The organism is Thalassotalea sp. Sam97 (genome assembly GCF_041379765.1).
GTDB lineage: Bacteria > Pseudomonadota > Gammaproteobacteria > Enterobacterales > Alteromonadaceae > Thalassotalea_A > Thalassotalea_A maritima.
In genome coordinates, this window is sequence record NZ_CP166919.1 from 2920366 (window position 1) to 2940926 (window position 20561).

21 protein-coding genes are annotated in these 20561 nt (G+C 43.1%); 10 read left to right on the plus strand and 11 right to left on the minus strand.

Going from position 1 to position 20561, the window contains the following annotated elements; translation table 11 throughout:
* Positions 1–19: 19 nt before the first annotated feature.
* From ACAX20_RS12985 to ACAX20_RS13000, 4 genes are all read right to left on the minus strand, one after another.
* A complete protein-coding gene (locus ACAX20_RS12985) occupies positions 20–1954 on the minus strand; it encodes a PrkA family serine protein kinase (RefSeq protein WP_371186829.1) in 1935 nt (644 codons plus the stop codon).
* A 434-nt stretch (positions 1955–2388) separates the two neighbouring features.
* A complete protein-coding gene (locus ACAX20_RS12990; RefSeq protein WP_371186831.1) occupies positions 2389–3378 on the minus strand; it encodes a DUF4097 domain-containing protein in 990 nt (329 codons plus the stop codon).
* Between the two features lie 38 nt (positions 3379–3416).
* Complete coding sequence (locus ACAX20_RS12995) at positions 3417–3926, minus strand: hypothetical protein (protein ID WP_371186833.1); 510 nt, start codon at positions 3924–3926, stop codon at positions 3417–3419.
* A complete protein-coding gene (locus ACAX20_RS13000) occupies positions 3923–4480 on the minus strand; it encodes an RNA polymerase sigma factor (protein WP_371186835.1) in 558 nt (185 codons plus the stop codon). The genes ACAX20_RS12995 and ACAX20_RS13000 overlap by 4 nt, the downstream gene beginning before the upstream one ends.
* A gap of 276 nt (positions 4481–4756) precedes the next feature.
* Here ACAX20_RS13000 and ACAX20_RS13005 point away from each other — a divergent pair, with 276 nt between their 5' ends.
* The 3 genes from ACAX20_RS13005 to ACAX20_RS13015 are packed head-to-tail and all read left to right on the plus strand — an operon-like array spanning position 4757 to position 7300.
* Positions 4757–5551, plus strand: a complete 795-nt coding sequence (locus tag ACAX20_RS13005) for a 5-oxoprolinase subunit PxpA (RefSeq protein WP_371186837.1) — start codon at positions 4757–4759, stop codon at positions 5549–5551.
* On the plus strand, positions 5538–6305 hold the full coding sequence (locus ACAX20_RS13010) for an allophanate hydrolase subunit 1 (protein WP_371186839.1): 768 nt from the start codon (positions 5538–5540) through the stop codon (positions 6303–6305). The genes ACAX20_RS13005 and ACAX20_RS13010 overlap by 14 nt, the downstream gene beginning before the upstream one ends.
* The gene (locus tag ACAX20_RS13015; protein WP_371186841.1) at positions 6302–7300 is read left to right on the plus strand and encodes a biotin-dependent carboxyltransferase family protein; all 999 of its coding nucleotides are present in this window, start codon (positions 6302–6304) and stop codon (positions 7298–7300) included. The genes ACAX20_RS13010 and ACAX20_RS13015 overlap by 4 nt, the downstream gene beginning before the upstream one ends.
* Here the strand turns inward: ACAX20_RS13015 and ACAX20_RS13020 are convergent.
* From ACAX20_RS13020 to priA, 7 genes are all read right to left on the minus strand, one after another.
* Positions 7258–7659 (minus strand): YbaN family protein, encoded by a 402-nt coding sequence (locus ACAX20_RS13020; protein ID WP_371186843.1) that lies wholly within the window; start codon positions 7657–7659, stop codon positions 7258–7260. The two genes, ACAX20_RS13015 and ACAX20_RS13020, sit on opposite strands and share 43 nt — an antisense overlap.
* Before the next feature lie 30 nt (positions 7660–7689).
* The gene (locus tag ACAX20_RS13025) at positions 7690–8172 is read right to left on the minus strand and encodes a DUF1456 family protein (protein ID WP_371186845.1); all 483 of its coding nucleotides are present in this window, start codon (positions 8170–8172) and stop codon (positions 7690–7692) included.
* Between the two features lie 9 nt (positions 8173–8181).
* Positions 8182–8535, minus strand: coding sequence for a gamma-butyrobetaine hydroxylase-like domain-containing protein (locus tag ACAX20_RS13030; RefSeq protein ID WP_371186847.1), 354 nt, complete (start codon positions 8533–8535; stop codon positions 8182–8184).
* 193 nt (positions 8536–8728) lie between these two features.
* On the minus strand, positions 8729–10060 hold the full coding sequence (gene hslU / locus ACAX20_RS13035; RefSeq protein ID WP_371186849.1) for an HslU--HslV peptidase ATPase subunit: 1332 nt from the start codon (positions 10058–10060) through the stop codon (positions 8729–8731).
* A gap of 51 nt (positions 10061–10111) precedes the next feature.
* On the minus strand, positions 10112–10630 hold the full coding sequence (gene hslV / locus ACAX20_RS13040) for an ATP-dependent protease subunit HslV (protein ID WP_371186851.1): 519 nt from the start codon (positions 10628–10630) through the stop codon (positions 10112–10114).
* Between the two features lie 88 nt (positions 10631–10718).
* The gene (locus tag ACAX20_RS13045; protein WP_371186853.1) at positions 10719–11267 is read right to left on the minus strand and encodes an SPOR domain-containing protein; all 549 of its coding nucleotides are present in this window, start codon (positions 11265–11267) and stop codon (positions 10719–10721) included.
* Between the two features lie 77 nt (positions 11268–11344).
* On the minus strand, positions 11345–13564 hold the full coding sequence (gene priA, locus ACAX20_RS13050; protein ID WP_371186855.1) for a primosomal protein N': 2220 nt from the start codon (positions 13562–13564) through the stop codon (positions 11345–11347).
* 364 nt (positions 13565–13928) lie between these two features.
* Between priA and rpmE the strand changes: the two genes are divergently transcribed.
* The 7 genes from rpmE (at position 13929) to rraA (ending at position 20520) form a co-directional block, all read left to right on the plus strand.
* Positions 13929–14141 carry a 50S ribosomal protein L31 gene (rpmE, locus tag ACAX20_RS13055; RefSeq protein ID WP_371186857.1) on the plus strand — a complete coding sequence of 71 codons (213 nt, stop codon included), beginning with the start codon at positions 13929–13931 and terminating at the stop codon, positions 14139–14141.
* Positions 14142–14409: 268 nt separating this feature from the next.
* A complete protein-coding gene (locus ACAX20_RS13060) occupies positions 14410–15156 on the plus strand; it encodes an ATP-dependent zinc protease (protein ID WP_371186858.1) in 747 nt (248 codons plus the stop codon).
* Positions 15157–15158: 2 nt separating this feature from the next.
* Positions 15159–16655, plus strand: a complete 1497-nt coding sequence (locus ACAX20_RS13065) for an inactive transglutaminase family protein (RefSeq protein ID WP_371186860.1) — start codon at positions 15159–15161, stop codon at positions 16653–16655.
* Positions 16656–16708: 53 nt separating this feature from the next.
* Complete coding sequence (locus tag ACAX20_RS13070) at positions 16709–17614, plus strand: alpha-L-glutamate ligase-like protein (RefSeq protein ID WP_371189657.1); 906 nt, start codon at positions 16709–16711, stop codon at positions 17612–17614.
* Positions 17589–18785 (plus strand): DUF3541 domain-containing protein, encoded by a 1197-nt coding sequence (locus ACAX20_RS13075; RefSeq protein ID WP_371186862.1) that lies wholly within the window; start codon positions 17589–17591, stop codon positions 18783–18785. The genes ACAX20_RS13070 and ACAX20_RS13075 overlap by 26 nt, the downstream gene beginning before the upstream one ends.
* Entirely contained in the window at positions 18785–19870 is a 1086-nt protein-coding gene (locus tag ACAX20_RS13080; RefSeq protein WP_371186864.1) for a DUF3541 domain-containing protein, read from the plus strand. The genes ACAX20_RS13075 and ACAX20_RS13080 overlap by 1 nt, the downstream gene beginning before the upstream one ends.
* Positions 19871–20034: 164 nt before the next feature.
* Positions 20035–20520: a ribonuclease E activity regulator RraA gene (rraA, locus tag ACAX20_RS13085; protein WP_371186866.1), complete on the plus strand. Its 486-nt coding sequence runs from the start codon at positions 20035–20037 to the stop codon at positions 20518–20520.
* The last annotated feature ends 41 nt before the right edge of the window (positions 20521–20561 follow it).

The window sequence follows — 20561 nt, forward strand, 5'->3', positions numbered from 1 at the left end:
TATTAATTTCCTCTTTGCTTTATGACGACTTGCGTACCCGCAAGTACCACTCACACAATAGTCTAACTTGTTTTTGTGTATAACCTTTTTCCACCATGCGTTCGACAAATTGATCATGTTTTTTCTGATCATCTGATGATGTCTTGGTGTTGAACGAAATCACTGGCAATAAGTCCTCGGTATTCGAGAACATTTTCTTCTCGATAACGGTACGCAGTTTTTCGTAGCTGGTCCAAGCTGGGTTTTGTCCGTTATTATTCGCTTTAGCACGCAATACAAAGTTAACGATCTCATTGCGAAAATCTTTAGGATTTGAGATCCCTGCTGGTTTTTCGATTTTTTCTAACTCGTCATTTAATGCGCTGCGATCAAGGATCTGCCCCGTATCACTGTCTCGATACTCCTGATCTTGAATCCAAAAATCGGCATAGACGACATAGCGATCAAAAATATTTTGGCCATACTCTGAATACGACTCTAAGTAGGCCGTTTGAATTTCTTTTCCGATAAACTCTATGTATTCAGGGATTAAGTAGCCCTTAATGAATTCAAGATATTGATCTGCTGTTTCTTTAGGAAGCTGTTCACGCTCTATTTGTTGCTCTAGAACATAGAATAAGTGCACAGGATTGGCAGCAACCTCACCATGCTCAAAGTTAAATACTCGTGATAAAATTTTAAAAGCGAAACGTGTTGATAAGCCATTCATGCCTTCATCGACGCCAGCAAAATCACGGTATTCTTGATAAGATTTAGCCTTTGGATCGGTATCCTTCAAGCTTTCGCCATTGTACACCCGCATTTTCGAATAAATACTGGAGTTTTCTGGCGCTATAAGGCGTGATAACACACTAAACATAGCGAGTATGTTTAACGTGTTTGGCGCACACTTAGCGTCACACAGCTCACTGTTGGAGAGCAATTTTTGGTAAATTTTGACTTCTTCACTTACTCGTAAACAGTAAGGCACCTTAACAATATAAACACGGTCTAAAAATGCTTCATTGTTTTTGTTATTACGAAAAGTTTGCCATTCAGATTCATTTGAGTGGGCTAAAATGATGCCATCAAATGGCAACGCGGATAAACCTTCGGTAGGATTGTAATTGCCTTCTTGGGTCGCCGTTAACAGCGGATGTAACACCTTAATTGGCGCTTTGAACATCTCAACAAATTCCATAATGCCTTGGTTAGCACGACACAGCGCACCGGAATAACCATAAGCGTCAGGATCATTTTGCGCATAATGTTCAAGGCGACGTATATCAACTTTACCTACTAGTGTTGAAATGTCTTGATTGTTATCATCGCCCGGCTCAGTTTTTGCAATCGCTATTTGATGAAGAATTGATGGATAGATTTTAACCACTTTAAACTTCGCAATGTCGCCATTAAACTCTTGCAAGCGCTTCGCTACCCAAGGTGACATAATGCCCGACAAGTAGCGCTCAGGAATATTGTATTCTTCGGTTAGAATTTTACCATCGGATTGACTGTCAAACAGACAAAACGGGTGGTCATTTACCGGGCTCAGCTCACCGTTTGCCGATAGCACATAAATGGGTTCTTTTTGCATCAAGGACTTAAGGCGCTCGGCTAATGATGATTTACCGCCCCCTACAGGTCCTAGCAAATATAGGATTTGTTTCTTTTCTTCTAACCCTTGACTGGCGTGCTTTAAGTAAGAAACGATTTGCTCAATGGCATCTTCCATACCAAAGAATTCAGAGAACGCTGGATAACGGGCGACAACCCGGTTGGAAAATATTCGACTTAAAATCGGATTTTTCGCGGTATCGATCATTTCCGGTTCACCAATGGCTGCCAACAACCGTTCTGCGGCATTCGCGTACGCCATTTTGTCATCGCGACAAATATCGAGAAATTGCTGCAAACTCAACTCTTGATGTTGGGCTTGTTCGTATCGATTTTGATAATGCTCAAAAATACCCATAACGCCCCCTAATTGATGCTAAGTGCTTTAAGAAATTGTGCTGTTTCTTATATAGACCGAGAAAACAGCGATTTAGTGCCTGTTAATTGAGGATTAAAATGTAACCACAGCACGCTTTTGGGCAAACGTAAGAAAAATCCTCTTAACTACAACATGGCACAAATACCAAGAAGTGCAAGTGTACTAACGACGAACTTAGCCATCTCTCAAGCTATTGATTCCCCTTACATTAACAATACTGTAAAAACATCGAACGGGATTAGTTTGAGCATCTAAAAATGCCCTGCACGCTAGGTATAGCTTGAGTTTAAAAGGAGCTAAATAAAAAACATTGGTCGCGCAGAGAAAAACAAAAGTCACAAAAAAAGCGCTCATGAGAGCGCTTTCTAATCAATGCCAATGCCTATTAACTTGAGCCTAAAAAAACATTGCCTTTAATGGTAGGAAAATACCACTTTACCATTGATGGTAGAGACCTTGATCATCGCGCCGTCTTCACCAACACGAGTGACTAATCTTGACGATGGGCCATGCTCAGCTGTTTGTACACTATCATCATTAATACGATTAATAATTTTACCACCACTAGAATGCGCTTTAATGGCCGCATTGAGATCTTTTTGTAGCTTCAGCTCGATATCCCCGTTAACACTCGACATACGTACTAAACCATCATTTTTAATATTCATTTGCGCATCAACATCACCACTTACTGTCGATACCGTTGCATCACGCACATCGCTAAGCTGAATATCCATATCACCAGAAACAATCGTCGCCTTGACCTTTTCACATTGACACGACGCAGCTATTTTGCCGCTCACCGCCTGATAGCTGACATCCCCATACGTATTCGTCGCTGATATTTCACCGCTCACACTCGATAATTCAACGGTACCCGATAAGTTATCGCTAATTACGTCACCACTTATTGAGTGAAGCTGGATATCATTTTTAAGATTATTGGCTTTGACATCACCGCTTACGGTTTTAATGAATGTGTTATTGCGAAGATTACTGACGTCGACATCGGTAGATACCCCAGTAAAATGCACACTCGCCTGTTGAGGTACCTGAATGACCAGATCCGTTTGCTTATCGTTGTAGCGCCAATGATTATTCATTTTGCTTGGCATTTTTACAAAAATGCGTGTGGTATCGCCCTCAGTATCGAAAATAAAATTAGTCGCCTCTTCATCGATACGGCCTTTCACCCATACCTCATCTTGTTCGCTCCCGATAATAACCACCTTGCCGCGTAGATTTTTTATCTCAATGTTCGCTGTCGCAGCAACGTCTTTTCGCTCATCGATGGTTTGTGCTGTTACAGTGAAGGTTGTGGTGGCACTCAATAATAGCGCCATCAACACGCTCGCCTTAGCAAAAACCTTACCTTGTGATGCTGTCATAATCATTCTCATCATGGTTACTTTCCAAATACCAACGTCTATCGAGGTCGAACCTAAATACTTTGCCATTTAGGGGCAAATAATTGTTCTAACAAACTCAGTTCTTGTTGCTGTGTCCATTTCAATAAATTCAGTAAATCTTTATTGTTAGGATCATCTTGCAGTGCTTGTAGTAACGAGCTTCTTGCTGATTCGAGTTCAATAAATTGCTGTTGTATATCATTAGGCAACTGACTGATATCAGGCTTACCAAAACTTACTAACATGGTTTCTCGCTGTTGCTGATATTGCTGTTGCAATATTTCAACCGGTGTTTGCGCAACAACAGGCTGTGGCTGTTGCCCTTGTGGTAATAATTGCCACGTTAATAACACCGCAAACACGACTGACGCTGCCCATGCCATTGGCATATAGTTCGATTGACGAGATTGCGTTGGCTGGTGCTGGCTTTGATGCTCAATCGCCCGCTCTACGCCAAGCCACAAATCACGACTTGGCTCAATGGTTTTACTTAACGCATCAATTTGCTGTTGCAATTGTTGATCTGTTATCTGCTTACTCATACTGATAACCACTCTTTTAATAACTGTCTGGCTCTGTGAAAATGCGATTTACTCGACCCTACGGCCATATTTAACATGTTGGCAATTTCCTCATGGCGATACCCTTCTACGGCAAAAAGAACAAAAACCAAGCGTGCCTTTTCTGGTAATCTTAATATCGCTTTATCTAAATCCGATAAGTTTTCTATTTCATTGCCTGCTTGTTCAAGCATCGGTTTATCTTCAATACTAAAGACTTTTTGTAACCAAGATTTTTGCTTACGCATATGGCTTAGTACCGTATTGGTGGCGACTGAATGTAGCCATGTCGAGAACTTCGAATCACCTCGAAAATTCTCCATTTTCAGCCATGCTTGCACAAACACCTCTTGTGTCACATCTTCGGCCTGCTCGCGACACGACAGCATACGTAAGCAAAGCGCAAACACTTTCCCCACATGCAAGTGATAAAGCTTGGCAAATGCTTGGCGATCACCTATTTTGGCGGCACTTATCCAGTCTTGCTCTTGCTGGTCAACAAAGACTTGCTGTGCATCAATTACCGTGTTTTCCATTGACAATGTTTTCGTTCCCGAATCTTACTGGGCCTTGCTCTAACATGCCCTGTTGATTGCTTTGTAAGTTATGATGCACCTTCAACCAAAAAGGTTTAAACATCATAAAATTATTTTTAGTCTGACTAGGGGGACAAACCAGTCGCAGCCGATTTCTATCGCAATAGTCGACATAAGCACCGCTTATTGCGTAACATAACATGGTCTCAGCAATAAGTAATTAGGGTCTGCTGACCCTAATTACTTATATTTAATAGAGTTAGGTTATTTACGGTAATGAAGTTAAATTGTGATCTAGGGGAGCTCCCCTATTCTGCCAACGCTCAAGATACGTCGCTTAATACGCAACATCGTGAGCCACATCCTGATCAACAGATTATGCCACTCATCGATATGGCCAACATTGCCTGTGGTGGTCATGCAGGGGATAAAGACAGCATGAGTGGCGCAGTGCAGTTAGCAAAAGCGCACCAAGTTATGATTGGTGCTCATCCAAGTTACCCAGATAAAGAAAACTTTGGTCGCATCAGTATGGCACTGAGCAAACAACAACTGCAACATAGTCTGAACCAACAGATACACGCCCTACTTCATCAATGTGAACAACATCAAACCGAATTATGCTATGTCAAACCCCATGGCGCGCTTTACAACGATATGATGCAAGACTTGCGGTTATTTGCAGATATTTGTGAAACAGTCGCTTTGTTTAATCAACAACATGGTTGTCAGTTAACATTAATGCTTCAAGCGTTAGTTGATAACCAACTGCATCAGGCCATTGCGACAGAGCACAACATTGAAGTGATCTATGAAGCATTTGCTGATAGAGCCTATAACCCCGACGGCAGTTTAGTATCTCGAAAGGAGAATGGCGCGGTGTTACATGAACGTCAGCACATTAAGCGAAGAGTACAGCAGCTTATAATTCATCAAGAAATACAAACCCACGATGCGCAAATTATTAAGATAAAAGCCGACAGCTTGTGTGTTCACGGAGATAACCCACAAGCCATAGCGATTGTAAAATCACTACGACGCCTAATAAATGACTTACATGAACAGCAATAACCACCGGCAATTATTACCACAGCAGGCTGAAATTTTATCGGCGACCTCCATCGCACTTTACTGGCGTGAAAGCATTGATGTTCGCCTCAATCAAACGCTCATCGCTTGTACACATATGTTACGTCAACATTTTGCCGGCAAGATCACAGATATTATATGTTCGTATAGCAGTTTGTTAATAGAACTTAGCCCTCCTTACACCGCCAGCACAGCCCTGCTCGATGACATCTGCTCCGCCGTCGATAAATTTATCTCAAGCTATAGTCAACAAGCCCATTATCAAGGCCAACATCATGTCATCGATGTCTACTATGGCACCGACAGTGGCTGGGATTTAGCCTTAGTTAGTGAACAGACAGGGATATCTGTGTCAGAAGTGATTAAACGTCATAGCCAACCAACGTACCATGTCTTTGCCAATGGTTTTATGCCGGGTTTTGCTTATCTGGGGATTGTTGATAAAACGTTACAATTGCCTCGTAAAGCAACACCGAGACTACAAATACCGCAAGGCGCCGTTGCCATTGCCGATCAGCAAACCGCAGTTTATCCTTATGCCTCTCCCGGTGGTTGGTTAATACTCGGGCAAACGGCTCACTCACTCATGAATAAACGAGCAAGTGATCCGCAATCTTGGCAGCCACGCCTGTTACCGGGCGATAGCGTTCGATTTCGTCCTATCGATAAACAACAGTTTGCATCACAAGGGGGGATACTCATGCGAGAGAATAAAGGACCTGAAAGTAGACGATGAATCATTTAAAGACGCTCACAGTTAACGTGATAAAGTCCGGTCCGTTAATGCTATTTCAAGATCTAGGTCGCCCTCAGGTGCAGAATTTAGGCTTTGCCAGCTGTGGGGCTGCCGATGAATATGCCTACATGTGGGCCAACAAATTGGTTGCAAATCCAGTTGGTACGCCAACATTGGAAGTTACCTTTGGCCAAGCGCAACTGCAATTTAGCGACGCTTGTACGATAGCGATGACGGGCGCTAACTGTAACGCTCGCATCGTCGAGTCAGCAAGTTCTGCAGTCGCATCAACGCATAGCCAATATGTGGCTATTGGCAAAAGCATCAAAGTCAATAAAGGCCAAATCTTGCAATTGCAGGCCCCCAAAACAGGCCTGCGTACCTATATTGCTATTGCTGGACGCTGGCAAGTGCCTACCTGCCATCATTCAGCCGCGACAAATATTAATGAACCGGATATTAGTAGGCAACCTCTTGGATTACATGACGGGAGTAAATTCTCAGTAAGCCAATGCGACGTACTACAAGGTAAAAAATCACAACAAATGCCACTGTTGTATCAAGTCGATTACAGTCAAGAATTACTGTTGCGCTTTAACGCGAGCTTGTTGTGGCAACAGCAAGCTGCGCAAACAAGAAAGGTATTAAGCGGGGCCTCTTACCAAATAGATAGCGCAAGCAATCGTATGGGTTATCGATTAAACGGTAAGGCGATAGAGTTATCTAATACTCCAAGCATTTCTCGACCAACCTGCTTTGGCGCTATCCAAATTGCCAGTAATGGCCAACCCATGGTATTACTCAAAGACCGGCAAACCATTGGAGGCTATCCCGTCATAGGAAGTGTATTACATAAAGATGCCTGCCGTCTTAGCCAACTTAGACCAGGTCAGCGGGTACGTTTTATGGACGTTTCGCAACAACTGGCCAGCGAGGAGATGACCAATTATTATCAGTTTTTCTTTGCCCCTGATGAATGCTTGGATAATGATTGAGGCGGACACGTCTTTATCGATAACACCACACCTAAACCAACAGCCAATAATGCGCCTGTCGTCAACTTAGGATAAAAGCCCGGCACCGCATATAACAGTGAAAAACCACCAAATAAAGCAATAGAAAGTACAGCGATACATTTGGCTTTAAAGGGGATGCAGCGGTTATGGTGCCAGTTATGCAGGATTGGCCCAAACAACTTATTATTCAACAACCAACGATGCCATCGCTGTGATGATTTAGCAAAGCACGCTGTAGCCACTAATAAAAATGGCGTGGTAGGCAACACAGGAAGAAAAGCCCCTAAAATAGCCAAACCAACAAAACCAAAGCCAACAGCTAAAATCAAATAACGCATGATAAAGACCAATCGCAACAGGCTATAAACTTATTTCGTTTGCTGCCACGGATTATTATCGTGATACTTAACTTGCATACCTTTTAAGAAATTACGCAAAAACTGGTCTTTACATTCGCGGTAGTGTTTATGCCCTTCTTTACGAAAGAAAGCCGATATTTCTGCTTTACCAACAGCCAAACCTGCCAGTTTAAGTAGCTCTACCATGTCGACATCGGTAAGATTAAAAGCGATCTTTAATTTACGTAAGATGATGTTGTTGTTTAGCTTTTTCTCTGGCTTTGGCTGTTCACCATCACGCTTGCCACGGTGTTTGTTAATCAAACCGTTTAAAAATACTGCACACATAGTATCAGTAAGGTTAACGAATTTAGGATCGTCGTCTTTACGCAACCAGTTGTGCATAGCCTGTAAATCGACTTTGGCATCAGCCTCGGCAAAAATAGCCAACATATCCCCATCACTATAACTAAAGATGTAGCGAATACGTCGCAAAATATCATTATTTGTCATTATCAGACCTTACACTTGTTTTATATCAATCATTGTCTCACGGCTATGACCGCTTGTTTGCAGTTGCTGTAAATACTGCTGCCACATACTCTCTTTATTTTGAGCGAGTTGAGATAATAATAACTCGCTATAAACAGCACTATGTTGATCGTCAAATAACAAACGAAAACCATGCTTTGCAACCGGCTCGATAGCCAACAGTTGCACCATTTTTTTATGACTTACAACGTGCTTTTGACCCGTTTGAGTCAGCGGAGAGTAAACCCGCAGCAACTCAAAACTCAATTGCTGCTCAGTTCCATCAACGAAAACAATCGCAAGTTCTGCTTGGCGTTTGTCGAGGGTAAAGCGCTGTATCTGCATAGCCATTCCGTATTATTTAACCTATTGGACATTATACAAAAAAAGGAGCGTAACCTATAGCTACGCTCCTTTTTATTTACAACAAACTGAATTTATTGATTTTGACAAGGAAGTAACCGTTGCCTGCAATCAATAACTTACCTAGAAACCTTTACATTCTCGCTGAGTGAGTAAAAGTTTAATGGGATTGGTATTACAGAATAAAGCGACTTAGATCTTCGTCTTGAACTAAGATATCAAGCTTGTCTTCAACGTATGCTTTATCAATGGTTACTGTGCTGCCAGATTTCGCATCTGCTTGGAAAGATAACTCTTCAATCAAACGTTCCATCACCGTATGCAGGCGGCGCGCACCAATATTTTCAGTCGTTTCGTTTACCTGCCAAGCTGCTTTAGCAATGGCTTCAATGCCATCTTGGCTAAACTCAACATTAACGCCTTCGGTCGCTAATAGCGCACAGTATTGCTCTGTTAGAGACGCATTTGGCTCAGTTAAAATACGAACAAAGTCATCAACCTTCAAGGCGCGCAATTCAACACGAATAGGTAAACGGCCTTGTAACTCAGGGATCAAGTCACTTGGCTTTGACATTTGAAACGCACCTGAGGCGATAAATAAGATGTGATCCGTTTTTACCATGCCGTGCTTGGTGCTTACCGTTGAGCCTTCGACTAACGGTAGCAGGTCGCGTTGTACCCCTTCACGTGACACATCTGGGCCACCTGAAACGTCACTACGCTTACAAATTTTGTCGATTTCATCAATAAAGACAATACCGTTTTGCTCAACCGCTTGTAATGCTTTTTCTTTTAGATCTTCAGTGTTAACCAGCTTGCTTGCCTCTTCTTCTTGTAAGGCTTTTAACGCATCTTTAATTTTTAATTTACGCTTTTTGGTTTTCTCTGAAGTCATGTTTTGGAACATGCTTTGCAATTGGTTGGTCATCTCTTCCATGCCTGGAGGCGCCATGATTTCCATACCAACTTGCGGTTGTGCGACATCGATTTCCACTTCTTTATCGTCAAGCTTACCTTCACGTAATTTTTTGCGGAACACTTGTCGTGTAGACGAGTTATCGGCTTGTTCTTCTTCCCCAAAGGTGTTGCGAGGATTTGGCAATAAGATATCAAGAATACGTTCTTCAGCCGCTTCTTCGGCTTTAAATTTAACGCGTTCCATTTCAACTTCTTTGGTTAACTTAACCCCCATATCGGTTAAGTCACGAATGATAGATTCTACTTCTTTACCAACGTAGCCTACTTCGGTGAATTTAGTGGCTTCTACCTTAATGAATGGGGCATTGGCTAATTTCGCCAAGCGACGAGCAATTTCAGTTTTACCCACACCGGTAGGACCGATCATTAAAATATTTTTTGGGGTAACTTCAGCGCGCAGCTCATCGTTAAGCTGCATACGACGCCAGCGGTTACGAAGCGCAATGGCTACCGCTTTTTTAGCATCATCTTGGCCGATAATATGGCGGTCCAGTTCATGGACGATTTCACGTGGAGTCATATTAGACATAAAAATATATTCCTTCTCTGTCACCTAAAGCGAGCGAGGCAACAGCTGTACTTAAATTTCGTCGATTGTATGATGTAAATTGGTAAATACGCAGATATTGCCAGCGATAGTCAGTGATTTTTCAACAATATCACGCGCTGATAATTCGGTATTTTCAAGCAATGCAGTCGCCGCTGCTTGCGCGTAATTACCGCCTGAGCCTATAGCGATTAAATCGTTTTCAGGCTGTACCACATCTCCATTACCGGTAATGATAAGTGACGCGGTTTCATCGGCAACCACTAGCATCGCTTCTAAACGTCTTAAGGCGCGGTCGCTACGCCAATCTTTGGCAAGTTCAACCGCAGCTTTGGTTAAGTGACCTTGATGCATTTCAAGCTTACTTTCAAAACGCTCGAACAAAGTAAACGCATCTGCAGTGCCACCAGCAAAACCCGCTAACACTTTATCGTGGTACAAGCGACGGACTTTACGGGCATTACCTTTCATCACAGTATTACCCAAACTTACTTGGCCATCACCGCCAATACATACTTTGCCGTTACGGCGAACTGAAACTATGGTTGTCACGTTGAACCTCTGTAGATAAAGCCCACGCCTAAAGCATGGGCATAAGATTTCTTCCTGTAGAGGTATGTGGGCACGGTTAAGAGATTTTTCAAGCCCAAGGTTTGATTAAGCAAGAATTAATATCGTTGCTTCGCAAAGCGTGTTTAGTCTTTTCTGCTTCACGTTTTTTTGTAAAAGGACCGAGTATAACTTGATACCAAACACCATTAGCGGATTCACTGGTGCGAACTTCACTACTGAAACCAGAAAACGCAATCGTCGCTTTTAACTGCTCTGCTTGCCTTTGTTGGCGAAACGAGCCACATTGCATTGCATAAGGGCCCATTTGTTCAATTTGGTAAGTTTCTACAGCGACATCTTTATTCGGCAAATCTTCCATAAAACGCCATGTTTCTTTGCTTGTGTTACTGTCGTTTGCTGATTTATCCGAGATCTGTTGTTGTTCGTTCGTAGTATCGGATAGTTGCGGGGCATTATCAGTCAACCATTTTAACGCAAATGCGAAACCGCCAATCAAAATCACAATGGCCAATAGTGCCTTTTTACCACTGCCAACGGTTGAATGAGTCGCTTGAGAAGATTTTTTTGCTTGCGCTGCTTTACGGGTGTTTTTCGCTGCGCCACGTTTTTGAGCCATACTGCCTATCTTTATTAATTAAATTATCGCAATTTTAAACAACCCATAGGCAATGTACAGCCCTTTATCGGTTGCGATTACCATGTCAGTTCTTGTGGGTCGATATCCAATGACCAACGCACTTTATTTTTTAACGGATGCTGCTCGGCATTAGCCAAAATCTGTTGCACTGCTGCATGTAAGGTGCTGCGCTGCTTAGCTTGCAATAGCAAATGGAAACGATATTTACCGGCTTTTTTCTCCTGCGCTGGCGGCAATGGGCCACTCACCATACAACCTGTAAACTCATTAGCGCTAATATCTCGCAAAAAGCTTTCAGGTAAATTGGCGTAGTTTGCTTCAGCTCGCAGTAAAGCCTGGAAACTATATGGCGGCATTAACGCCATTTGTCGCTCGCTTAACGCATAGCGAGCGAAGTGCGCGTAGCCATTGTTGACCAAATCTTGCAGTAAGGGGTGATCAGGATATTGCGTTTGCACTAACACTTTACCGGGTTTACTTTCTCGTCCTGCGCGGCCAGCAACTTGCACCAACAATTGCGCCATGTGCTCAGGAGCGCGAAAATCATAACTAAACAAAGCACCATCGATATCAAGCACTGCTACCAAGGTCACGTTTGGAAAGTGGTGACCTTTGGCGAGCATTTGTGTCCCCACCAAAATTTGATGCTGATTATCGGTCACTTGCTGTAATAATTTGGCTAACTCGCCTTTGCGCCTAGTACTGTCTCTATCGATTCGTACCGATGAGTAATCTGAAAACAACGCCAGCAAACGCTGCTCAAGTTGCTCCGTCCCCTGTCCGAGTGGCTTTAAACGAATACTGCCACACTGTTGACATTGTTTAACCACACGCTTTTGACTGCCACAGTGGTGACATACCAATAAGCCTTGCCCTTGATGCAACGTATATGGCTTATTGCAACGCTGACACTCACATAGCCAATTACATTCTTGGCAACTGATCGCTGGCGCATAGCCACGACGATTTAAAAATAGTAATACTTGCTCACCTTTTGCCAACGTTTGCTCGATAGCGGCCTTTAAGCTACCCGATAAACCAAACTCGCTGATTTCTTTTGCCATATCGATAAGCTCAATATTGGCAACTGAGCTCACCCCTGCGCGTTTAGTAAGTTGGTGATAGCGGTATTTTCCATTAAGCGCATTATGCAAGGTTTCTAATGCAGGTGTTGCACTACCTAACAATACTGGCACATCCCATTGACGGGCGAGGATTAAGGCAATATCACGCGCATGATAACGAAAACCTTCTTGTTGCTTGAAAGAGCTATCGTGTTCTTCATCAATAACAATTAAACCGGGATTCTTTAATGGTGAAAAAACGCCTGAGCGAGTGGCAATAATAATGGCTGCGGCCCCCGATTTACTTTGCCGCCATGTATGCAGTCTTTCTTTATCCGTTAACGCTGAGTGATGCAACGCTACGGGCACATTAAAGCGTTTTTCAAAACGATTTAATGTTTGTGGTGTTAAGCCTATTTCAGGCACTAGCACCAGCACTTGCTTATTTTGTTTAAGTACTTGTTCAATAACTTGTAAATAAACCTCGGTTTTACCGCTTCCGGTAATACCGTCGAGTAAATGACAAGCGAAGTGATTTAACTCACTATTAATGGCACTAACCACCACCGATTGCTCTACCGATAGCTGGGGTTTATTTTGCTGGTTAATCTGTGATTCTTGATATTGGTAAGCCACCTCAGGAACCACATTTTCAACTAACAGTTGCTTAGTCACTAAAGCTTGCAATTGAGCTTTACTGTAGCCCGCCATGCGGATTTCTGGCCATGTAATTTGAGTGTGTTCACCAATAAAATTCAGTAGAGCCCGCTGTTGATGTGCCGATGGGCGAATGGTTTGTTTGATATCAGCAAACTGTTGAGATGATAGCTGTTCGTTCTTGCGCCAGCACGGCTCTTGCTGTAAATCAACCGGGTTAGTTTGACGCAGTAATACTGGTAGCGCCGAAAAAACAACATCGCCAATAGGATGATGATAATAACGACTGATCAGCCGTAAGAATTGCAAACTTGATAACGACAAATTACCCGCGCTTGGTAACTGCTCGATGGCATCTTTAATTTTTTCTGTAGGCAAATCGCATGGCACATCAAGCGCCATCACTACAGCTATCAGCTGACGGTTAGCAAATGGTACCAAGAGTCGATCGCCCACAGCGACCTCCGATAACGTGGCAGGTAGTCGGTAGGTAAAGGTTTGTCGCATCGGAACCATTAATGCAACTTCGACGAATTTATCCTGTACGGCGTCCACAAATATCACTATCAAGGTATGAAAAATATTAGAAATATTGTGACGACATGCATCGCATTTGCCAAGTAAAATAAATCCACGCCGGTGATAAATAATTATCCGTTAGCAAGGAATGATTGCTTGTTATTAGGCCTTTATCGCCACATCTGAATACTCGCTAAATAACAAACCACTAAGGGACAGCTAACGCAAAGCCTAATAAAGCCAGTAGAGACATAAAAAACATCAATATTTTTTATTGTTTTTAACAAATTTAGGTTGAACATTAACCAATGATACCGTATGATTCGCACCCTTAAATTGTAACTCGTATGGTGTCTGGCACTGGATCAGATAGCGATACGGCCTAAACCGAGGTAACCCCATGAAAGCAGGTATTCACCCAAATTACGTAGCGATCAAGGCAACTTGTTCGTGTGGTAACGTTATTGAGACTAGTTCTACTCTAGGTAAAGATCTTTACCTTGACGTATGTTCTGAGTGTCACCCATTCTACACTGGTAAGCAAAAAGCTGCTGAGACCGGTGGTCGTGTAGACAAATTCAACAAACGTTTCGGCATGCTTGGCAAGAAGTAATTTTTGCGAAAAACGAAATGTTTTACAAAAAGGCGCTGATAGCGCCTTTTTTGTTTTTTCGATGCCGACGATTGTGTAACCTTATCCAGCGTCAATATAGTGTCATCAACGTTGCTTTACTTTGACACAGCGTCATTCAAATCATTCGTAAAATCTGCCTTACGGCACATAAACATCTCCCACTATCGCGGTTAAATGTCGAAAAAATAACAAATTCTGAATTTTGTCTTAAAATTTAAAGTACGCTTTCATCGACCATAAAATTGCTATGTTTAAGTATCTAAGTTGTGCCTTAACAAGCGTACTGTTATCTGCATGCTTAGCCACCAATCCGCCTGTTGATCATAGCCAGCAACTCAATAGCATGAACAACCACCTCAATGAGATGGAACAAAACCTTGTTGATCATATCAGCCGGTATTGCGAGCAAGATGAACAACAGCTAGTCAGTGATATCGTTAACGCCGTTAAAGCGGCACAACCTAAACCCGATTCCGTTACACCAAAACCGACCATTAAAACCAAAACCGTTTACGTTGAACGCTGTTCAAACCAACACAGCTCGGTCACCGGTGACACACAAACGAGCGAGGTATATGCAGATAAAATCATGCTTGGGGAAATTGAAAATGTTCATTTAAGCAAAGAGCAACTTACCTTTAGCGCCCGCATTGATACCGGTGCCGTGACATCTTCAATTGGGGTTTACAGCAAAGTGCGCTTTGAACGCGATGGTAAAAAGTGGATTCGCTTTACCCTAGAAGAAGGTGAGCAAGCACCTGTCTATGAGTACCCTTTAGAGCGCACCATTCGAATCGTGCAACAAAGTAGCACTGATGTCAGCAGACGCCCGGTAATAAAATTACGCTTTCGCATTGGTAGCAAAGACTATAGCGCCGAGTTCTCGCTCGCCGATCGCGCCCATTTAGAGTATCAAGTGTTAATTGGCCGTGAATTTTTACGTGATATTGCCGTAGTCGACGTCAGTTCTAAATACTTACAAGGTGGAAACTGATTGTGGCCTCACGCACTCCATTTATTGTTCTCGTAGCACTACTGATTATTGCCGGTATCACCAGTATCTATCATCGTCACGCCAAAATGGGCGTACCGTTAACACCTGGCGAACAAATCGATATATGGCAAATCGAAGCCACGGTTGAGTTTCGCGCCAATAATAATCCGGTTACCGCCAAGCTGACGTTGCCCAACGATCCCAATTATGAGTTGGTAGACGAATTCACCGCATCGCCAGCCTATGGTGTTAATTTGGTGCGAGATGCCGATATCCCCCATGTTACTTGGAGCAAGCGAGAAGTAACAGGCGAGCAATTACTTTACTACCAAGCGTCCTATAAAAATGCCATCACGCCCAAACCGATACCTGCACCAAGCCAGCTACCCGAGCTTGCTCCCATTGCCGAGCCACTGCAGCGCTGTTATCGCGCTTTGCTTGATGAAGCATACAGTAAATCAGGTGATAACGAGTCCCTAGTTTCGCAAGTAAGATTACTCCTAAAATCGGATAATCAAAACATGGCTATGTTACGGAGCCAGTTTAGTAAGTCTGAAATTTTCGAACGACTGATGATTATGGCTAATATCCCCGCCAAATTAGTGCGTGGCTTAGTGCTTGAGGATGGACGCCGTAAACAAAGTCTGATCCCGTTAATTCAAAGTTATTATGATGATAGTTGGCACCTTATCGATCTTGAAACCGATACCTCTGATGATGATTTACCCATTCTCGTATGGTTACAAGGTGCGCCTAGTTTATTGGATGTGGTCGGTGGACGTAATTCTCAAGTACGGTTTTCTATCAGCCGTAGCACCACCAGCGCCGTCATCGAAGCCAATAAAAATAGTACCCAAGGTGATTTTTTTGATTTTGGTCTTTACCAATTACCCCTAGAAGAGCAGAACCTATTTAAGGGCATTTTATTATTACCAATTGGTGCCTTGGCCGTAGTATTTTTGCGTATCATCGTTGGTTTAAAATGTAGCGGTACCTTTATGCCCATCCTTATCGCCACGTCGTTTATTCAAACTGAATTAATGAACGGTTTATTAGGCTTCTTGCTCATTGTCTCGGCAGGGCTAGTGATCCGCTCTTATTTATCACATCTTAATCTGTTGTTGGTGTCACGTATCTCAGCTGTCGTGATTGTGGTAATAGGCATCATTACTGTGTTTACGGTGTTTGCCTTTCGCATCGGCCTTACCGAAGCGCTCACTATCACATTTTTCCCGATGATCATTATGGCCTGGACCATAGAGCGCATGAGTATTTTGTGGGAAGAAGAAGGTGGCAAGGAAGTATTGATCCAAGGCAGTGGCAGTTTGATCGTGGCTGTCGTTGCCTACCTCCTAATGGACAACTACCTACTGCGTCATTGGGCATTTAATTTCTTAGGGATCCATGCCTTGATCATGGCTGCCATATTGATCATGGGACAGTACACTGGCTATCGCCTGTTAGAGTTACGCCGCTTTAAACCCATGCTTGAGAACTAGGAGACCAAGTGTTTAACTTAGCCAACCCATTTAAGCTCCGAGCACGCGGTGTTATGGGCATGAATCGACGTAATTTTGCCTACATTGGTCGCTATAACGATCGCTCGTTATACCCCAACGTTGATGACAAGCTAAAAACCAAGCAGCTTGCTATTGAGCATGATATCTCGGTCCCTGATCTCATTGGTGTGGTGCGTTTTCAGCATCAGGTAAATGAGGTTTTTGCTTTACTCGACGGTCATAATGGCTTTTGTATAAAGCCCGCAAAAGGTAGTGGCGGCAAAGGCATATTAGTGATCTTAAAAACCGATGAAAAAGGCTATATGAAAGCGAGTGGTGAGTATGTCGATAAAAATGAAGTCATCCGTCATGTATCCAATATTCTCGCCGGTTTATTTAGTTTAGGTGGTGCACTTGATATTGCTTTAATTGAAGCCTTAATTGAATTTGATCCCGCATTTTCCGGGCTAAGCCATGAAGGTGTTCCAGATATTCGCATCATCGTCTTTCAAGGCTACCCTATGATGTCTATGCTTCGCTTGGCTACTCATGCAAGTGACGGTAAAGCCAACCTGCATCAAGGTGCGGTTGGCGTAGGTATCGATATCGCAACAGGTAAAGCCAAACGTGCAGTACAATTTGATCGGCCAGTCACTCAACACCCAGATACCGGCATGACCTTCGCCGAGATTGCCATTAGTGACTGGGATCGTTTGCTTTATCTTGCCGCCAGCTGCTTTGAAATGTCTGGGCTGCGCTACCTAGGCGCCGATATCGTTATTGATAAAATAAAAGGGCCGATGGTGTTAGAGCTCAATGCTCGACCAGGACTAGCGATTCAAATCGCCAATGGTATGGGTATGTTGCCACGACTTAAACAAATCGAAAAACTGGATCACCGCCGCATCAAGCCGGTTGCGAAACGAGTCGCTTATGCCAAAGAGCACTTTAACGATTAAAGCCAACGTAGTTAACAACACGTGCCGACAAATACGCATGTTTGTCATACTGCTAAGTTGCTGCTGTCTTTTGCTAAGCTGTCATAGTAATCAAACATTGCTCACTGTAGATGCTAAGTTACCTGCCAATAGCATTCATCAAGCTGCTACGAAATCAGTATCTTACCAGCAAGTTGCGACACGTATTCAACATACATTCGAGCAGCATTTATATCAGTTACCGCCGCGTATTCAAGGGCATTATGCCATTCGCTTGTATCGGCTAACCGGTGACAAAAAATACTTATCTGCAGCGCTCTATGATTACTATGTTGTTAACGACCGCCTGCATGCTATCGTTAGTAACCTTGATAAGCCTAACTACATAACCGATAAAAGTGCGCAGTTAATCAGTCAGCTAAGCCTTGGCAAACGTGGCAAGGCAAGACGCCTAGCGCTGAAACCATTTCCAGAATTTATCTTTTATGCCGATGCCCTACTGCGCTACGCTGCTCGTCTCAATGAATTTGGTATCGACGTGCCTGAGGCTGTGCGAAATGCCCTAGCCTCTTACGATTTTTTACCTGCACTGACCAATCAAGCGATGATCCATGCGTGGGCTGCGCAGTTAGCCAACTATGTGTATTGGCTCGATCAACTAGGCATCGTCGATCATCGCCAGCGATATCAACAAGCGTTTATAGCCGCCTATCCGGATCATAACGATCATGCCTTATCACGATGGCAATTTCACAACAAGCTCTACGGCTTAACCCATTTTATTTTTGCCGCCTCACGCTATTACCAGCAACATCTTGAGTTATCAAAATTTTCATGGGTCTTAAATTACTTTACCCGTAATCAGCAGCGGATCGTAGAACAGGCGAGCGCCGATATCATCGCCGAAGTGGGTTTAAGCTATTTGTTGCTGAAACAGCATCAGCATCCTATGGTTAGTATCAGTAAAGATTCGTTAATTCAGGCATTTGATCCGACCGTTGGCTTAATCCCGAGCGTCTCTGGTAAAGCGGAGCTTGCCTCAGCAGAGCACCGCAATGTATTAGCCTTGATGCTACTAAGCTGGCCCCAAACGCTTCACCAAGGGCCCCACTTTGAACAACTGCCAAGTATCGACGGGCTATTACCTGAACACGTTTTTAATAATACCAATCGCGGTAACGGAGAGCGTTAATGTCTCATAAATTTGTTTTGGTAGCATCGCTACTACTGTTATTTAGTTTCATGATTTTGACAAAAAGCGATAACATGGCATATGCACAAGCCGACCATAACCGTTATCAAGAGACCGCGAACCGCATTCGCGCTAATTATGATAGCAACTTCATGATGCTAACCGATAAAGCACAAAATCATTATGCGACACGCATGTATCGTTTTACCGGTGAATATTACTATGCTCAGCAAGTTGTCGATGAAGTGCTACAAATCAGTGCTCGCCTAAATACTTACGCTGTAAATATACAAAGTAAGTCATGGCGCTTAATCAAAGCACAAGAGATGATTGACGAGTTACCGTTAACACGCCGTGGCACCTTACGAAAGAAAGCCCTAAAAAACACCGCAGATAAGCGTTTTGCCATGCACCTTATTTATCAAATGGCCAAACTTGACGAATATGGCTTGCAACATCCGTCACATGATCTGTTTGTCGCTTATCTTAAGCAAGCGGAGCTTTATGAGCTAATGATGTCGAGTGACTTCATTAAGGCTTATGCGGCACAAGCAGCTAATTATGTATATTGGTTAAAACAACTTGATATTTTTGATTGGCGAGAGAGTTTTCATTCTGCATTTCAATTTACCTACCCAGATAAGCGTGATGACAAACTCGACCGTCATGAATTTAACAATAAACTGTATGGCTTAACCCACATCATATTGGCAGACAGCCACTATTATCAACGCCCGGTTTCGGCGGGCAAACATCGCTGGATATTAAAGTACTTTCAGCAGCAACAGCAGCGTATTTTAGCTTATGCTAAAGAAGATATTCTGGCCGAAATCGGCTTGTGTTATTTACTTGCGGGGCTCAATAACCACCCCACACTCACAGCGGTGAAAAAACATATCAATGGAGCTGTTGATAACAACAAAAACATGATTTTATCTTTGAGTGGTAGCGATAATCTCAGTCACGGAGAGCATCGTAATGTGTTAGCCTATGCGGTACTCAACTGGCCAAGTGTTATCTATCCTGGTCCAAAGTTATTAGATTATGAAGATTTACGTAATCAACTACCTTTAATGTATCGATAACCTTATAGCGACAGAGTACAAGTAAAACATCGCGCCATTGTTTGATTTAGGTCGTGTTAATCCAATAACTTGGCCTTGTCGGCTGTCACATTGTGGTTATACTGTAATTGACCACAGCGCTGATGGTTCCAATAACAACGGTAATAAAGGAATTTGGAGTTAACATGCAATACAACACGTCTGAATTATGCAACTTGTACGGCGATTCAATTGACGTACTTGAACCCCTATTAAGTAACTACGGCGGTCGCACATCGTTTGGCGGTAGCGTGGTTACCATTAAGTGCTTTGAGTCTAATGGCTTAATTAGCACGACCATTGAACAAGACGGCACCGGTAAAGTGTTGGTCATTGATGGCGGTGGTTCAAATCGACGTGCTTTAATTGATTCATATATTGCCGAAACCGCAGAAAAAAACGGCTGGGAAGGTATTGTTTGCTACGGCAGCGTGCGAGAAGTAGACCAATTGGAAGACATTGAAATAGGCATTCAAGCTATGCTGTCGATTCCTGTTGGTGCTGATGATACGGATGTAGGCGAAGTCGATGTCGCTGTTAACTTTGCCGGCGTTACCATATTACCTGACGATCATATTTATGCCGATAATACCGGTATTATTTTATCGCAAGACCCTCTCGATATTGAATAACGAGCTTATCGCAAGCAATAGGGCTCGGTTAACCAAGCCCT

Bases quoted from the DNA above. Each gene is read 5' to 3' on its own strand.
- ACAX20_RS12985 (WP_371186829.1), bottom strand. From the start codon at position 1,954: ATGGGTATTTTTGAGCATTATCAAAATCGATACGAACAAGCCCAACAT.
- ACAX20_RS12990 (WP_371186831.1), bottom strand. From the start codon at position 3,378: ATGATGAGAATGATTATGACAGCATCACAAGGTAAGGTTTTTGCTAAG.
- ACAX20_RS12995 (WP_371186833.1), bottom strand. From the start codon at position 3,926: ATGAGTAAGCAGATAACAGATCAACAATTGCAACAGCAAATTGATGCG.
- ACAX20_RS13000 (WP_371186835.1), bottom strand. From the start codon at position 4,480: ATGGAAAACACGGTAATTGATGCACAGCAAGTCTTTGTTGACCAGCAA.
- ACAX20_RS13005 (WP_371186837.1), top strand. From the start codon at position 4,757: ATGAAGTTAAATTGTGATCTAGGGGAGCTCCCCTATTCTGCCAACGCT.
- ACAX20_RS13010 (WP_371186839.1), top strand. From the start codon at position 5,538: ATGAACAGCAATAACCACCGGCAATTATTACCACAGCAGGCTGAAATT.
- ACAX20_RS13015 (WP_371186841.1), top strand. From the start codon at position 6,302: ATGAATCATTTAAAGACGCTCACAGTTAACGTGATAAAGTCCGGTCCG.
- ACAX20_RS13020 (WP_371186843.1), bottom strand. From the start codon at position 7,659: ATGCGTTATTTGATTTTAGCTGTTGGCTTTGGTTTTGTTGGTTTGGCT.
- ACAX20_RS13025 (WP_371186845.1), bottom strand. From the start codon at position 8,172: ATGACAAATAATGATATTTTGCGACGTATTCGCTACATCTTTAGTTAT.
- ACAX20_RS13030 (WP_371186847.1), bottom strand. From the start codon at position 8,535: ATGCAGATACAGCGCTTTACCCTCGACAAACGCCAAGCAGAACTTGCG.
- hslU (WP_371186849.1), bottom strand. From the start codon at position 10,060: ATGTCTAATATGACTCCACGTGAAATCGTCCATGAACTGGACCGCCAT.
- ACAX20_RS13045 (WP_371186853.1), bottom strand. From the start codon at position 11,267: ATGGCTCAAAAACGTGGCGCAGCGAAAAACACCCGTAAAGCAGCGCAA.
- rpmE (WP_371186857.1), top strand. From the start codon at position 13,929: ATGAAAGCAGGTATTCACCCAAATTACGTAGCGATCAAGGCAACTTGT.
- ACAX20_RS13060 (WP_371186858.1), top strand. From the start codon at position 14,410: ATGTTTAAGTATCTAAGTTGTGCCTTAACAAGCGTACTGTTATCTGCA.
- ACAX20_RS13070 (WP_371189657.1), top strand. From the start codon at position 16,709: ATGGGCATGAATCGACGTAATTTTGCCTACATTGGTCGCTATAACGAT.
- ACAX20_RS13075 (WP_371186862.1), top strand. From the start codon at position 17,589: ATGCCAAAGAGCACTTTAACGATTAAAGCCAACGTAGTTAACAACACG.
- ACAX20_RS13080 (WP_371186864.1), top strand. From the start codon at position 18,785: ATGTCTCATAAATTTGTTTTGGTAGCATCGCTACTACTGTTATTTAGT.
- rraA (WP_371186866.1), top strand. From the start codon at position 20,035: ATGCAATACAACACGTCTGAATTATGCAACTTGTACGGCGATTCAATT.